We start from the raw sequence: 14212 nt of genomic DNA, 5'->3' as shown, positions 1-14212 counted from the left end.
CACCCGGCCGAAGGGTCCCCCACATGTACCGATCACGCAGCCGCGACCCGATCCCGTCCCCCTCCGAACCGTCGGCTCACAGCTTCGCCCAGCCCCCGCATCCCGCCGAGCCGCCGACCCATGACCGCGTCCGCTCCGGACGCCTGGTGATCCCCTCGCCGTTACGCGCGAGCCTCGGCTACGACGCCGTGGGCATGCCCCGGGAACACGGGGAACGCATCCTGGACCGGCTGCAGCGCGTCGGCTGCATCTTCGCCGACGCGCGGCGCTGGTGGTGGATCGTGCCGGCCGGTTCGCACATCGGCGTCATCTGGCCGCCGTCCATCAGCTACGCGATCGGCGCTCAGGTGGCCGACCCCTCCTGGACGAGCACCCGCCCGAAACCGGGCCGGGAGCATCCCCGGCTGATCCATTCCCCCGAGACCGGGCAGCCGTACACGCCGCCGATACCCCTGTACTTCCTCACCTGCCGCGTCGCCGGCAGCACTCCGCTCTGGTCCCTGGACGCGGCGAACCGGCCGGCCGCACAGTGATCCGACGCGGCCTCCGACCGCGTTTCCGGTCCGGTGGGGGTGTCGGTAGGAACACCCCCGATCCGGTCCTCAGGCCCAGGGACCGTGTGGGCCGTCGACGGCAGGATTCAAGGTGTACCGAATCCACCACACGGAAATCCCGGGGGACACCATGAACGAAATGTCGGCCAGGCGTCTTGCGGGCGGTGCGGGAATCGCCGCCGCTGCCCTTCTCATCGTCGAAGTTCCGCTGTACTTCATCTATTCGGGACCGCCGCCGGACGCGAATGTTCTCTCCCGGCTGCTGATCGGGATCGTCGCGCTGGCGTTTCTGCTGGTGTTCGTGACGGCCTTCCGGGAACTGGTGAAGCGGGTGAATCCCGCGTACGAGTGGGCCGGTTCCATGGCCTTCACCGCGGGGCTGGTCTACACGACGGTCACGCTGGTCTCCAGCGGTCTGGAAGCCGGTGCCGTCATCGCCGCCGACCATCCGATCGACCCGACGATCGACGTCAGCGGCACCTACATCCTCTACGGGTCGATCTCCCGGCTCATGCTCGCGTTCTTTCTGACCACGCTGGGATTCATCATCTCCCGCACGGAACTCCTGCCGCGCTGGACCAGCAGGTCGGCCTATGTCCTGGCCGGGATCAATCTGGCTTTCGTACCGTCCCTGTTCTTCGGGAACTCTCCCGCGAATTTCTACGCGGCGAACGGCTGGGGCACCACCGCTCTCATGGGCGCGATTCTCAGCTATTGGCTGCTCGCGCTGGGCATCTCCACCTATCGCAGCGCGAAAGCGCCGGCAGTGGGAAACTGACCGGAGGCAGACCCCCTTGTACGGTCACCATACCCAGGGAGGGTATGGTGACCGCATGGCCCGTCCCGAGCATCCCGTAGCGCCGCACCCTCGGGTGCGGCGCTACGGGATGCTCGTGGCCACCCTGCTTCTGGGCCTCCTGGGCATGCACGGACTCGGGCCCGTTCCCCTGGCCCACACCGCGCCCGGGCACGCCGCGACCGCCGTGACCGCGGCCATGGGCCAGAAGATCATGGGCCAGAAGATGTCGACACCCGACCCCTGCGATCACGACGCGGGCGACTGCGACCACCACATGACCCACGCGGACGCCACCTGCGCCTCCGCCTCCGTCGCCGGTACTCCGGCCGTGGTTCCGCTGCTGGTGCCCGACGTGGCCGCCTGCGCCCAACTGCCGGACGCACTCGGGTCCTTGACCGGCAGCGGCCCCGACGGCGGGCGGGCCCCACCCTCCCTCTCCGAACTCCAACTCCTGCGGATCTAGAGCGGCCCGCGCGCCAACTCGCGCGCTTCGGCACGCCCTGCACAGACAACCGTTCGAGTTCCAGGAGTACCACCATGACCGCACGACGCGGGTTCGCCCGTCGTACCGTCGCTCTCGCCGTCACCGCCTCGGTGGCCGCCCTCACGCTTGCCGCCTGTGGCGACAACAGCGACAGCAAGGGAAGCGGCGGGACCAAGACCGGCGGGCACAACGCCGCCGACGTCTCCTTCTCCAAGGAGATGATCCAGCACCACCGGCAGGCCGTGGAGATGGCCGGACTTGCCGCCGACCGGGCCTCCTCGGCCCAGGTCAAGAGCCTCGCCACGAAGATCAAGGGCGCGCAGGACCCCGAGATCAAGACCATGTCCGGCTGGCTCACTTCGTGGGGCGAGAAGGTGCCCCAGGACATGACCGGCATGGGCCACGACATGTCGTCCTCCGCGTCCGGCATGATGACCGAGGCCGACATGGGCAAGCTGGAGAAGGCCTCCGGCACCATGTTCGACAGCATGTTCCTCAACATGATGGTCGAACACCACGAAGGCGCCGTGACGATGGCCAAGACCGAGAAGGCGGACGGCAGTTACCGCCCCGCCACCGAGCTCGCCGCCGACGTGATCACGGCGCAGAGCGCCGAGATCACGCAGATGAACAAGATGCTCGGCAAGGGCTGACGGCCACACCCGCTGAATGAGGAAGGGGGTCGGCCGCGCACCGCGCGGTCGGCCCCCGACCGGTTCAGGACCCCTCCGCCGCCTCCCGCTTCCGGCGCTGCTCCTCGAACAGCCGCAGGAACTCCTTCGCCTGCTCGTCCGCCACCCGCTGCTGCTCGGCCTCCTCCTCGCTCACCACCCGGTTCTCGTCGAACAGACCCTCCGCGCGCAGCTGTTCCTCCTGGACTGCGGTCGGCAGTTCCGGGTCGTGGTCGGAGGGGCGGGGGCCCTCGGGACCGTCGGGGCCGATGCGCACGAGCCGTTCGACCCGCACGATCCGCGTCCGGCACCCGTCGATCACGATCTCGTCGCAGCGCTCGGCGTCGATCCGGTCGGCCGCCCGCGCGTACTCGGCCCGCGTCTCCTCGTCGAGCTGCTCCATGGCCGGCGCCATCACCCGCAGATAGGTGGTGAGCGTGTCCCGCGCCCCCTGCGGGCTCTGGTTGGTCATCTGCGTCGGCTGCCAGCCGCCGTCCGTGTACTCCGCCGCGGTGAACTCGGCGGGCAGCAGCACGCCCCCGGGATGCGTCTTCAGGGCGCGCACCGAGTCCTTGCGCACGGGGGCGGGCGCGGTGCCCGGGGCGCGGACCAGCGAGAGCAGTTCCATCCGCAGGATGCCCTCGGACATGCCGGTCGCGGTGAACGGGTCGATCACGAACCCCGTGGTGCGGCTGGGGAGTTCATGCCCGTGCCCGACCTTCGCCGGGTCGGGGTCGGACGGCCGGGGCGGCTCGGGTCCGGTGGGTCCCATCCGGATGAACTGGTCCGCCCGCACGACCCGGAACCGGCGGCCGTGCACCGTGAGCTCGTCCACCTTCTCCCAGTCCAGCCGCTCCGCCCCGCGCAGCCACTCCTGCTGGGTCGCGGTGTCGCCCGCGTCGCCGGCTTCTCGCGCGCGTTGGCGGAAGGTCATCGCCAGGGTGTCGCGGGAGCTCTGCGGGGCCATGTTGCCGAACCGGGAGATGACCTGCCAGCCGCCGGAATCCAGCTCCTCGGCCACTCCGAACACCGGGCCGCCGCCGGCCAGGACGTTCGGGTAGGCCTCGCGGGCCTGCCACGCCTCCACGTCCGCGAGGGCGGCCGCCGGGGCTTCCTGCAGCGCTTCCATCCTGATCACCCGGTATCCGGGAACCTGATCACCGTGCTCAGACATGCTCCCAGCATGCCCAGCGGACGGGACGGCAGGCGACGAATCAACGCAACCGGCACATCGGTTGGGCTTGCGGCTCACCGGTTTCGGCCACACGTTCCACACCACGGGGTGATAGACGTCGAGCATGAACAACTCGATCGTCTCCTCCTCTCCGGCCGGCATCCGATGACCGCGGGCGCCGACACCCCCGACCGCCGGGGCCGCACCGGCCTGGACCGCACCGGCCTCGACCTGACCGGCAACCCCCGGGTCAGGGTCCGCGACGTGACACTGCTCTCCAGCCACTGGTACGTCGAGCGCACCACCACCTTCGACTTCCGGCACGCCGACGGCACCTGGACCACCCAGGAGCGCGAGACCCACGACCGCGGCAACGGCGCGACCCTGCTCCTCTACGACGCCGAGCGCGAAACGGTCCTGCTCACGCGCCAGTTCCGCTTCCCCGTGTACGTCAACGGCCACCCCGACGGCATGCTCGTCGAGACCCCGGGCGGCCTCCTCGACGACGAGGACGAGCACCCCGAAGAGGCCGTACGGCGTGAGGTGGTCGAGGAGACCGGGCACACCGTCGGCGAGGTGGAGCACGTCTTCGACGTCTACATGAGCCCCGGCTCGGTCACCGAACGCATCGGTTTCTACGCCGCCTCCTACGGCCCCTCGACCCGCACCCACGAGGGCGGGGGCCTCCAGGAGGAGGGCGAGGACATCGAGATCCTCGAACTGCCCTTCCGCAGCGCCCTGGAGATGATCCGCACCGGGGAGATCGCCGACGCCAAGACCATCATGCTGCTCCAATGGGCGGCGCTGGACGGGCCGTTCGCCAAGTAGGCGCCCGGAAGCTTGACTTGAAGTGCGCTTCAAGCGCGAGACTCCCGTTCGTGCCCGGAGAACCCGGGTGCGAACGGGAGGGATCATCATGAAGTACCGCACCATCGGCACCGATCCGGCCCACCGCCGCGAGGTGAGCGTGCTCGCGCTCGGCGCCATGCTGTTCGGCTCCCGCACCGACGAGGCGACCTCCTTCGCCGTGCTCGACCGCTATGTCGAGGCCGGCGGGAACTTCATCGACACGTCCGACAACTACGCGTTCTGGACCGACGGCGGCCAGGGCGGCCAGAGCGAGAAACTGCTCGGCCGGTGGCGGCGCAGCCGCGGCATCGGCGACGAGATCGTCATCGCCACCAAGCTAGGCGCCCGCCCGCTGGCACCCGGCACGGGATTCGTCGACAACCCGGAGGGCCTGTCCGCCAAGGTCATCCGGGAGTCGGCGGAACGCAGCCGTGAACGCCTGGGCGTGGACAAACTCGACCTGCTGTACGCCCACATCGAGGACCGGAGCGTTCCGCTCCAGGAGACCGTCGAGGGATTCGCCGAACTGGTCGCCGAGGGCACCGTCGGCCTCCTCGGCGTCAGCAACCACGCCGCCTGGCGGGTGGAACGGGCCCGCGCGCTCGCCGCCGCGGCCGGACTGCCCGGCTACGAGGTCCTCCAGTACCAGCACAGCTATCTGCGCCCCCGGACCGACGTACCGTCCGGCCTCTTCCCCGACGGCAGCCTCGGCAGCGCGGGACCGGACCTGCTCGGCTATCTGCGCGCCGAGCCCGCCCTCACCCTGGTCGCCTACTCACCCCTGCTGGCCGGCGCCTACACCCGCGAGGACAAACCCCTGCCCGCCGACTACGACCACCCCGGCACCCCCGGCCGCCTCGCCGCGCTGCGGGAGGTGGCGAAGGAGACCGGGGCGAGCGTCAACCAGGTCGTACTCGCGTGGCAGTTGGGCGGTCCGCTGCCGATCGTCCCGCTCGCGGGAGCCTCGTCGGTGGCCCAGCTGGAGGAGAACCTCGCGGCCGTGGACCTGGAGCTGACGGCGGAGCAGCGCGAACGACTGGACTCCGCCGGCCAGGTCACGGCCTGACCAGCAACTGGAAGTCGAACGCGTACCGGGACGCCCGGTAGATGTGCGTCCCGTACTCGACCGGCCGTCCGGTGTCGTCGTACGCCGTGCGCTGCATCGTGAGCAGCGCCGCGTTCTCCTTCTCGTCGAGCCGGGCGGCCTCCTCCGGGGTGGCCGAGCGGGCGCCTATCGTCTGGTGGGCGCTGTGCAGGGTGATGCCGGCGGTGCGCAGCATCCGGTACAGGCCCGTCGACTCCAGCCGGGCGGTGTCGAGTTCGAGCAGATTGGCCGGAAGGTAGTTGCACAGGAACGCGACCGGCTGACCGTGCGTGGAGCGCAGCCGTTCCAGGAGCGTGACCTCGCTGCCCTCCGCGACCCCGAGGGCCGCCGCGACATCCGCGGTCGCGGGCACGCCCTCGTTGCGCAGCACCTCCGTGGTCGGTCCCTGTCCGGCCGACTCCAGGTCGTCGTAGAGGCTGCTGAGTTCCAGCGGTCTCTTGACCTGGCTGTGCACCACCTGGGTGCCGACCCCCCGCCGCCGGACCAACAGCCCCTTGTCGACAAGGGACTGGATGGCCTGGCGGACGGTGGGGCGGGACAGGCCGAGGCGGACCGACAGGTCGATCTCGTTGCCCAGGAGGTTGCCCGGCGCGAGGGTGCCGTGCTCGATCGCCGCCTCCAGCTGCTGTGCGAGCTGGTAGTACAGCGGCACCGGACTGTTGCGGTCCAGGGCGAAATGCAGGCCGTCGAGCGGGGAGCCGGTCACGGCACGCGAGTAGCCACCGGTCTTCGCCACAGAAGGCACCTCCTCACATGGGGTGACGGATCGTCAGGAGTTGCTGGGGAAACCGAGGTTGATGCCACCGTCGGCCGGGTCCGGCCAGCGGGTGGTGATCACCTTGCCCTGCGTGTAGAAGGCGATGCCGTCGTTGCCGTAGATGTGGAGGTCCCCGAAGAGGGAGTCCTTCCAGCCGCCGAAGGAGTGGTAGCCGACGGGCACCGGGATCGGCACGTTCACGCCGACCATGCCCGCCTTGACCTCCATCTGGAAGCGGCGGGCCGCGCCGCCGTCCCGGGTGAAGATCGCGGTGCCGTTGCCCCAGCGGGAGCTGTTGATCAGGGTGATGGCCTCGTCGTAGGACTCGGCGCGGACGACGACCAGGACCGGTCCAAAGATCTCGTCCTTGTACGCGTCCGCCGTCAGCGGGACCTTGTCGAGGAGGGAGACACCGAGGAAGAAGCCGTCCTCGTGGCCCTCGACCGAGAAGCCGGTGCCGTCGACGACGACCTCGGCGCCCTGGGCCGCGGCCGAGGCGACGTAGGACGCCACCTTGTCGCGGTGCTCGCGGGTGATGAGCGGGCCCATCTCGCTGGCCGGGTCGTTGCCGGGGCCGATGCGCAGGTTGCCGGCGCGCTCGGCGATCTTGCCCACCAGCTCGTCGCCGGTGTCGCCGACCGCGACCACGACGGAGACGGCCATGCAGCGCTCGCCGGCCGAGCCGTAGGCCGCGTTGATCGCCTGGTCGGCCGCGAAGTCCAGGTCCGCGTCCGGGAGGACGAGCATGTGGTTCTTGGCGCCGCCGAGGGCCTGCACACGCTTGCCGTGCTCGACCGCCTTGAGCTGGATGTACTTCGCGATCGGCGTCGAGCCGACGAAGGAGACGGCCTCGATGTCCGGGTGCTCCAGGATGCGGTCGACGGCGACCTTGTCGCCCTGCACGACGTTCAGCACACCCTGCGGCAGGCCCGCCTCGGAGGCGAGCTCGGCCAGTCGGAAGGACGCCGACGGGTCCTTCTCGCTCGGCTTCAGGACGAAGGTGTTGCCGGTCGCGACGGCGAGGGGGAACATCCACATCGGCACCATGGCCGGGAAGTTGAACGGCGTGATACCGGCAACTACCCCCAGCGGCTGGCGAATTGACGCCACGTCCACGCGGGTCGAGACCTGCGTCGACAGCTCGCCCTTCAGCTGCACGCTGATCCCGCAGGCGAGTTCGACGATCTCCATGCCGCGCGCGACCTCACCGAGCGCGTCCGAGTGGACCTTGCCGTGCTCGGCGGTGATCAGCTCGGCGATCTCGTCGCGGTGCGCGTCCAGCAGCTCGCGGTACTTGAACAGGATCGCGGTGCGCTTGGCGAGCGAGGAGGTGCCCCAGCTCTCGAACGCGGCCTTCGCGGAGGCGACGGCGGCGTCCACCTCGTCGACGGTCGCGAAGCCGACCTGCTTCTCCTGCGCGCCGGTCGCCGGGTTGTAGACGGGACCGAAGCGGCCGGACGTGCTCTCGACGGGCTTGCCGTCGATCCAGTGGGTGATCGTCTTCATGGTGCGAGTGCCTTTCGGGGGAGGGGAGTTCAGAGGTGGCGGCGACGGTCGACGACCTGGCGGTCGTACTCCTCGCGGGCCTGTACGGCCGATGCGCGCGAGGCGGTCTCGGCGACCGGTACGTCCCACCAGGCCTCGGCCGGGGGAGCGGTGGGCGTGGCGGTGTCGGTCTCGACGTAGACGCACGTCGGCCGGTCGGAGGCGCGGGCCGCGGCGAGCGCCTCGCGCAGATCGGCGACCGTCTTGGGTCGCAGCACGTCCATGCCGAGGCTGGCCGCGTTGGCGGCGAGGTCGACCGGGAGCGGGGCGCCGGAGAAGGTGCCGTCGGCCGCCCGGTAGCGGTAGGCGGTGCCGAAGCGCTCGCCGCCGACCGACTCGGAGAGGCCGCCGATGGAGGCGTAGCCGTGGTTCTGGATCAGCACCAGGTTGACCGGCAGGCCCTCCTGGACCGCCGTGACGATCTCGGTCGGCATCATCAGGTAGGTGCCGTCGCCGACCAGCGACCACACGGCGGTGTCGGGCGCGGCCTGCTGGACACCGATGCCGGCCGGGATCTCGTAGCCCATGCAGGAGTAGCCGTATTCGAGGTGGTACTGGCGCGGGCCGCGCGCCCGCCACAGCTTGTGCAGGTCGCCCGGGAGCGAACCGGCCGCGTTGATCACCACGTCGTCGTCGCCGACAACCGAGTCGAGGACACCGAGGAGTTGGGTCTGGGTCGGTACGGCGTTCTCGTCCGGGGCGGTGAACGCGGCGCTGACCACCCGCTCCCAACTCTCCTTGCCCGCGCGGTACTCGGCCTCGTAGGCGGGTGTCACGCGGTGGCCCTCGAGTCCCGAAGTCAGCGCCTCCAGACCGGACTTCGCGTCGGCCACCAGTGTGCGCGCGGCCAGCTTGTGGGCGTCGAACGCGGCGATGTTGAGGTTGACGAAGCGGACGGCCGGGTTCTGGAAGAGCGTGTTCGAGGCCGTCGTGAAGTCGGTGTAGCGGGTGCCGACGCCGATGATCAGGTCGGCGGCGCGCGCGATGTCGTCGCTGACCGCGGTGCCGGTGTGGCCGATGCCGCCCAGATCGGCCGGGTGGTCGTGACGCAGCGAGCCCTTGCCCGCCTGCGTGGAGGCGACCGGGATGCCGGTGGCGTCCACCAGGGCCTTCAGCGCCTCCTCGGCGCGGCTGTGGTGGATGCCGCCGCCCGCGACGATCAGCGGGCGCTCGGCGGACCGGATCGCCTCGACGGCCTCGGCCAGCTCTGCGAGGTCCGGTGCGGGACGCCGTACGTGCCACACGCGGTCGGCGAAGAACTCCTCCGGCCAGTCGTACGCCTCGGCCTGAACGTCCTGCGGCAGAGCCAGAGTTACGGCCCCGGTCTCGACCGGGTCGGCCAGCACGCGCATCGCGTTCAGCGCGGCCGGGATCAGCGCCTCGGGGCGGGAGATCCGGTCGAAGTAGCGGGAGACCGGGCGCAGGGTGTCGTTGACCGAGAGGTCGGCCTCGACCGGGTGCTCCAGCTGCTGGAGCAGCGGGTCGGCGGCGCGGGTCGCGAAGTAGTCGCCGGGGAGGAGCAGGACCGGCAGACGGTTGATCGTGGCGAGCGCGGCGCCCGTGACCAGGTTGGTGGCGCCCGGTCCGATCGAGGTCGTCACGGCCTGCGCGGAGAGCCGGTCGAGCTGGCGGGCGTACCCGACTGCCGCATGAACCATGGCCTGTTCGTTGCGGCCCTGGTGGAACGGCATCGTGTCCTCGCCCGCCTCCAGGAGCGCCTGACCGAGGCCCGCGACATTGCCGTGGCCGAAGATGCCCCAGGTCCCGGCGATCAGCCGGTGCCGTACGCCGTCGCGCTCGGTGTACTGGGCCGACAGGAACTGCACCAGGGCCTGGGCGACGGTCAGGCGGCGGGTGGGGGTGCTCATGAGGACTTCTCCGGTGCCGTGTAGAGGGGGAGTCGGGGGTCGACGGGCTGCTCGGGCCAGGTTCCGCGCACCCAGGCGTGATCGGGGTGGTCGCAGATCAGCCAGGAGCGGTCGTCCTCGGGACCCGCCATGACGTTGAGGTAGTACATGTGGTGGCCGGGCACCGCCATCGAGGGCCCGTGCCAGCCGTCCGGGATCAACACGACGTCCCCGCCCCGGACTTCGGCCAGGACGTCGGTGTTACGGCCCTGCCCCGACGGCGAGACGCGCTGGTATCCCAGTCCCGGCGTGCCCTCATGGTCGGCGAACTCGAAGTAGTAGACCTCTTCGAGGACGGACTCCTCACCGGGCCGGTGCTCGTCGTGCTTGTGCGGCGGGAAGGAGGACCAGTTCCCGCCGGGAGTGATCACCTCTACGGCGATCAGCTTGTCGCACTCGAAGACGCCGGCCGCGCCGAAGTTGTTGACCTGACGGCTGCTGTTGCCGGTGCCGCGCAGCTCCACCGGGACCGACGAGGCCGGGCCGTAGCGGGCGGGCAGCCGGCGGGTGCAGCGGGCGCCGTTGAGCGCGAAGCGGCCGCCGCCGGCCGACGTGATCGTCGTACGGGAATCCCTCGGGACGTACGCGAAGTCGCTCACGGAGGTGAACACGCTCTCGCGGCCGTCGAGTTCGAAGGTGTCGTGGCCGAAATCGTCGGAGGCCGAGACCGTGCAGCCGCCGGTGAGCGGGAGGACGATCCACTCGCTGTCCTCGGTGTCGAAGGTGTGCGTGCCGCCCGGCGGGAGTTCCAGGACCCGCAGGCTGGAGTAGCCCCACGCCGCCGACTCGGGGGTGACGTCCACGACGTAGGGGCCGCCCAGGGCCTTTCCGGCGGGAAGGTGGTACGCGCTCGTCATCGTGTGCCTCCGGTTCACAACAGACCCACGGCGGTGTCCACCGCCGCTTCCACGCCGCCGTCGGCGGGGTACAGCAGGGAACGGCCCACGACCAGGCCCTGGACGGTCGGCAGCCGCAGCGCCTTGCGCCACTTCTCGTACGCGCCCTCCTGGTCGTCGCCGACCTCACCGCCGAGCAGCACGGCCGGGAGCGTCGAGGTCTCCATGACCTCGGCCATGTCGTCCGGGTCTTCGGTGACGGGCAGCTTCAGCCAGGTGTAGGCCGACGTGCCGCCCAGGCCCGAGGAGATGGCGATCGAGCGGGTCACGGCCTCCGCCGACAGGTCGTTGCGGACCTTGCCGTCGATCCGGCGGGAGATGAACGGCTCGACGAACAGGGGGAGTTGGCGCGCCGCCATGTCGTCGATGGCGCGGGCGGTGGACTCCAGGGTGGTCAGCGAGCCCGGGTCGTCGTAGTCGATGCGGAGCAGCAGCTTGCCCGCGTCGAAGCGGAGCCGCTCGATGTCCTCGGCGCGGTGGCCGGTGAAGCGGTCGTCCATCTCGAACGCGGCGCCGGAGAGGCCGCCGCGGTTCATCGAACCCATGACGACCTTGCCGTCCAGGACCCCCAGGAGCAGCAGGTCCTCGAGTATGTCGGCGGTGGCGAGCACCCCGTCGACGCCCGGCCGGGACAGCGCGACGCACAGGCGTTCCAGCAGGTCGGCGCGGTTCGCCATGGCCGTACGGCGGTCGCCGACGCCGAGCGCGCCGCGTGCCGGGTGGTCGGCGGCCACGATCATCAGGCGGCCGCTGTCGCCGAGCAGGGGGCGCCGCACCCGGCGGGCCGCCGCCTCGGCGATCGCCTCGGGATGCCGTGCTCTGACCGTGACCAGGTCGGGGATGCTGATGCTCAAGAGAAGCTCCGTTCAGGGATGGCTCGGGCGGTCACGGGTCAGGCGTCCACGCGCGCGCCGGCGAGCAGGTCCTCGACCTCGGACTCGGTGGGCATCGCGGTGGAGCAGGCGAGGCGGGAGGCGACGAGGGCGCCGGCCGCGTTGGCGAACCGCATGGTTTTGGCCAACTCCCAGCCGGACAGCAGTCCGTGGCACAGCGAGCCGCCGAACGCGTCGCCCGCGCCGAGACCGTTGAGCACCTCGACCGGGACCGGCGGCACCTCGGCGGTCGTGCCGTCGCGGTGCACGGCCAGCACACCCTTGGGGCCCTGCTTGACGACGGCCAGTTCCACGCCCGCCTCCAGCAGCGCCTCGGCGCAGGCACGGGGCTCGCGGAGACCGGTGGCGATCTCGCACTCGTCGAGGTTGCCCACCGCGACCGTCGTGTGGCGCAGCGCCTCCGCGTAGTACGGGCGGGCCTCCTCCGGGTCCTTCCAGAACATCGGGCGCCAGTCCAGGTCGAAGACCGTGGTGCCCGCCTTGTCGCGCGCCTTGAGGGCGGCCAGCGTGGCGGAGCGGCTCGGCTCCTCGCTCAGACCGGTGCCGGTGATCCAGAAGACGCGGGCCTGGCGGATCGCGAAGTAGTCCAGCTCGTCGGTGCGGATCTCCAGGTCGGGGGCCTTGGGCTGCCGGTAGAAGTACAGCGGGAAGTCGTCCGGCGGGAAGATCTCGCAGAACGTGACCGGGGTGGGGTACTCGGCGACCGGCGTGACCCAGCGGTCGTCGACCCCGAAGTCCTTGAGCGCCTCGTGCAGGTACGCCCCGAAGGGGTCGTCGCCGGTGCGGGTGATCACCGCGGTGCCCCGGCCGAGCCGGGCGGCGGCCACGGCCACGTTGCTCGCCGAACCTCCGAGGAACTTCCCGAAGGTCTCCACCCGCGCCAGCGGCACGCCGGACTGCAAGGGGTAGAGATCGACCCCGATACGGCCCATGGTGATGAGATCGAAGGGCTGGGCTGACTCGGCCATGCGCGGCACTCCTCTGAGCTACTGGGGGGTGGGCGGGTCCCGCGAGGGCCTGCCGACTCCCAGGTGTAGGACTCCGAGGGGCGCTCTGTCAATAGTTTGTACTTACATTCGGACCTGCTTGTGAAATGATGTCTTAACAAAGTATTGACAGCGGGCGCGACCGGGGATTGGATTCCGTCCCAGCGCAACAGCCGTGTTTCACGGCTACGACCCGGGGCCGCACAGGCCCCGAGCCCTGATCTCTGAGATCATTGCTCCCTTTCCCCTGAAGCACAGTGAGGTGCAGGAAAGATGGACCGTTCTTCCCACTCCCGTACGCGCAGAATGGCCCCCTTCGTGGCGGTCGCCGCGGCAGCGGCACTGACCCTCGCCGGCTGCTCCAGCAGCTCGGGCGGCAAGAAGTCCACGGAGGACACCTCCGGCGCCTCGGCGGGCAAGGCCAGCACTCCCCGGATGACGGTCGCCCTGGTCACGCACCAGGCGCCCGGCGACACGTTCTGGGACATCGTCCGCAAGGGCGCCCAGGCCGCCGCCGACAAGGACAACATCAAGCTCATCTACTCGGCCGACCCGAACGCGGGCAACCAGTCGAACCTGGTGCAGAACGCGATCGACCAGAAGGTCGACGGCATCGCGGTCACCCTCGCCAAGCCCGACGCCCTCAAGGACGTCATCAGCAAGGCGAAGACCGCGAACATACCGGTCGTCGGCCTCAACTCCGGTCTCAGCGACTGGAAGAAGCTCGGACTGCTGGAGTTCTTCGGCCAGGACGAGACGGTCGCCGGCGAGGCGCTCGGCAACCGGCTGAACACGGAGGGCGCCAAGAAGGTCGTCTGTGTCATCCAGGAGCAGGGCAACATCGGTCTGACCCAGCGCTGCGACGGCGTGAAGAAGACCTTCAGCGGCAGCGTCGAGACGCTGAACGTCAACGGCACCGACATGCCGTCGGTGAAGTCGACGATCACCGCCAAGCTCACCCAGGACAAGGCCATCGACTACGTGGTCGCGCTGGGCGCCCCGTTCGCGCTGACCGCCGTGCAGTCGGTGTCCGACGCGGGCAGCAAGGCGAAGATCGCCACCTTCGACCTCAACAAGGACCTGACGGGCGCCATCAGCAAGGGCACCATCCAGTTCGCGGTCGACCAGCAGCCGTACCTCCAGGGCTACTTGGCCGTCGACTCGCTGTGGCTCTACAAGAACAACGGCAACTACAGCGGCGGTGGTGAGCAGCCCGTACTGACCGGCCCGGCCTTCGTCGACAAGACCAACGTCGCAGCCGTCGCCAAGTACGCCGCCAACGGAACCCGGTGATGAGCATGACCCAGCACGCCGAGCCGGCGGTGACCTCACCGCCGGCCCCCGGCCCCAAGCCCACCGACGGCCGGACCGCGGAACGCCCGCTGGCCATTCGGCTGTTGGCCCGTCCTGAGGTCGGAGTCTTCCTCGGTGCGGCAGCGGTGTACGTGTTCTTCCTGATCGCCGCCCCGCCGGTGCGCGAGGGCGCGTCGATGGCGAACATCCTCTACGGTTCGTCGACCATCGGGATCATGGCCCTGCCGGTCGCCCTGCTGATGATCGGCGGCGAGTTCGACCTCTCCGCCGGCGTCGCC

Annotated in this window: 14 protein-coding genes and 1 pseudogene; 8 read left to right on the top strand and 7 right to left on the bottom strand. The window is 70.2% G+C overall.

Going from position 1 to position 14212, the window contains the following annotated elements; genetic code table 11:
* Nucleotides 1–23 precede the first annotated feature (23 nt).
* The 4 genes from SSP08S_RS27430 (at nt 24) to SSP08S_RS27415 (ending at nt 2490) form a co-directional block, all read left to right on the top strand.
* The gene (locus SSP08S_RS27430; protein WP_019070844.1) at nt 24–533 is read left to right on the top strand and encodes a hypothetical protein; all 510 of its coding nucleotides are present in this window, start codon (nt 24–26) and stop codon (nt 531–533) included.
* A gap of 151 nt (nt 534–684) precedes the next feature.
* Nucleotides 685–1332, top strand: a complete 648-nt coding sequence (locus tag SSP08S_RS27425; RefSeq protein ID WP_026178869.1) for a hypothetical protein — start codon at nt 685–687, stop codon at nt 1330–1332.
* Nucleotides 1333–1387: 55 nt separating this feature from the next.
* Nucleotides 1388–1816: a DUF6153 family protein gene (locus tag SSP08S_RS27420; RefSeq protein ID WP_245607970.1), complete on the top strand. Its 429-nt coding sequence runs from the start codon at nt 1388–1390 to the stop codon at nt 1814–1816.
* A 74-nt stretch (nt 1817–1890) separates the two neighbouring features.
* Nucleotides 1891–2490: a DUF305 domain-containing protein gene (locus SSP08S_RS27415; protein ID WP_019070841.1), complete on the top strand. Its 600-nt coding sequence runs from the start codon at nt 1891–1893 to the stop codon at nt 2488–2490.
* Between the two features lie 64 nt (nt 2491–2554).
* Here SSP08S_RS27415 and SSP08S_RS27410 read toward each other — a convergent pair whose 3' ends face one another.
* On the bottom strand, nt 2555–3682 hold the full coding sequence (locus SSP08S_RS27410; RefSeq protein ID WP_026178868.1) for a DUF5954 family protein: 1128 nt from the start codon (nt 3680–3682) through the stop codon (nt 2555–2557).
* A 165-nt stretch (nt 3683–3847) separates the two neighbouring features.
* Between SSP08S_RS27410 and SSP08S_RS27405 the strand changes: the two genes are divergently transcribed.
* Nucleotides 3848–4510 carry an NUDIX domain-containing protein gene (locus SSP08S_RS27405; RefSeq protein WP_019070839.1) on the top strand — a complete coding sequence of 221 codons (663 nt, stop codon included), beginning with the start codon at nt 3848–3850 and terminating at the stop codon, nt 4508–4510.
* 88 nt (nt 4511–4598) lie between these two features.
* On the top strand, nt 4599–5597 hold the full coding sequence (locus SSP08S_RS27400) for an aldo/keto reductase (RefSeq protein ID WP_019070838.1): 999 nt from the start codon (nt 4599–4601) through the stop codon (nt 5595–5597).
* On the opposite strand, the gene SSP08S_RS27395 is transcribed toward SSP08S_RS27400, so the two are convergent.
* The 6 genes from SSP08S_RS27395 to iolC are packed head-to-tail and all read right to left on the bottom strand — an operon-like array spanning nt 5587 to nt 12602.
* Nucleotides 5587–6372, bottom strand: a complete 786-nt coding sequence (locus SSP08S_RS27395; protein ID WP_019070837.1) for a GntR family transcriptional regulator — start codon at nt 6370–6372, stop codon at nt 5587–5589. The genes SSP08S_RS27400 and SSP08S_RS27395 overlap by 11 nt on opposite strands.
* A gap of 33 nt (nt 6373–6405) precedes the next feature.
* Complete coding sequence (locus SSP08S_RS27390) at nt 6406–7899, bottom strand: CoA-acylating methylmalonate-semialdehyde dehydrogenase (protein WP_019070836.1); 1494 nt, start codon at nt 7897–7899, stop codon at nt 6406–6408.
* A gap of 29 nt (nt 7900–7928) precedes the next feature.
* Nucleotides 7929–9806: a 3D-(3,5/4)-trihydroxycyclohexane-1,2-dione acylhydrolase (decyclizing) gene (gene iolD, locus SSP08S_RS27385; RefSeq protein WP_019070835.1), complete on the bottom strand. Its 1878-nt coding sequence runs from the start codon at nt 9804–9806 to the stop codon at nt 7929–7931.
* On the bottom strand, nt 9803–10702 hold the full coding sequence (gene iolB / locus SSP08S_RS27380) for a 5-deoxy-glucuronate isomerase (RefSeq protein ID WP_019070834.1): 900 nt from the start codon (nt 10700–10702) through the stop codon (nt 9803–9805). Before iolB ends, iolD begins: the two co-directional genes overlap by 4 nt.
* A 14-nt stretch (nt 10703–10716) precedes the next feature.
* Complete coding sequence (locus tag SSP08S_RS27375; protein ID WP_019070833.1) at nt 10717–11595, bottom strand: Cgl0159 family (beta/alpha)8-fold protein; 879 nt, start codon at nt 11593–11595, stop codon at nt 10717–10719.
* Between the two features lie 38 nt (nt 11596–11633).
* Nucleotides 11634–12602 (bottom strand): 5-dehydro-2-deoxygluconokinase, encoded by a 969-nt coding sequence (gene iolC / locus SSP08S_RS27370; RefSeq protein WP_019070832.1) that lies wholly within the window; start codon nt 12600–12602, stop codon nt 11634–11636.
* 291 nt (nt 12603–12893) lie between these two features.
* Between iolC and SSP08S_RS27365 the strand changes: the two genes are divergently transcribed.
* Both SSP08S_RS27365 and SSP08S_RS56080 read left to right on the top strand, forming a co-directional pair.
* A complete protein-coding gene (locus SSP08S_RS27365) occupies nt 12894–13913 on the top strand; it encodes a sugar ABC transporter substrate-binding protein (RefSeq protein ID WP_026178867.1) in 1020 nt (339 codons plus the stop codon).
* Nucleotides 13913–14212, top strand: a pseudogene (locus SSP08S_RS56080) (ABC transporter permease); the annotation flags it as partial. The gene SSP08S_RS27365 and the pseudogene SSP08S_RS56080, both read left to right, overlap by 1 nt.

Origin of the sequence: Streptomyces hokutonensis (assembly GCF_000376565.1) — a bacterium.
Lineage (GTDB): Bacteria > Actinomycetota > Actinomycetes > Streptomycetales > Streptomycetaceae > Streptomyces > Streptomyces hokutonensis.
This window is presented reverse-complemented; position numbering and strand designations above follow the sequence as displayed.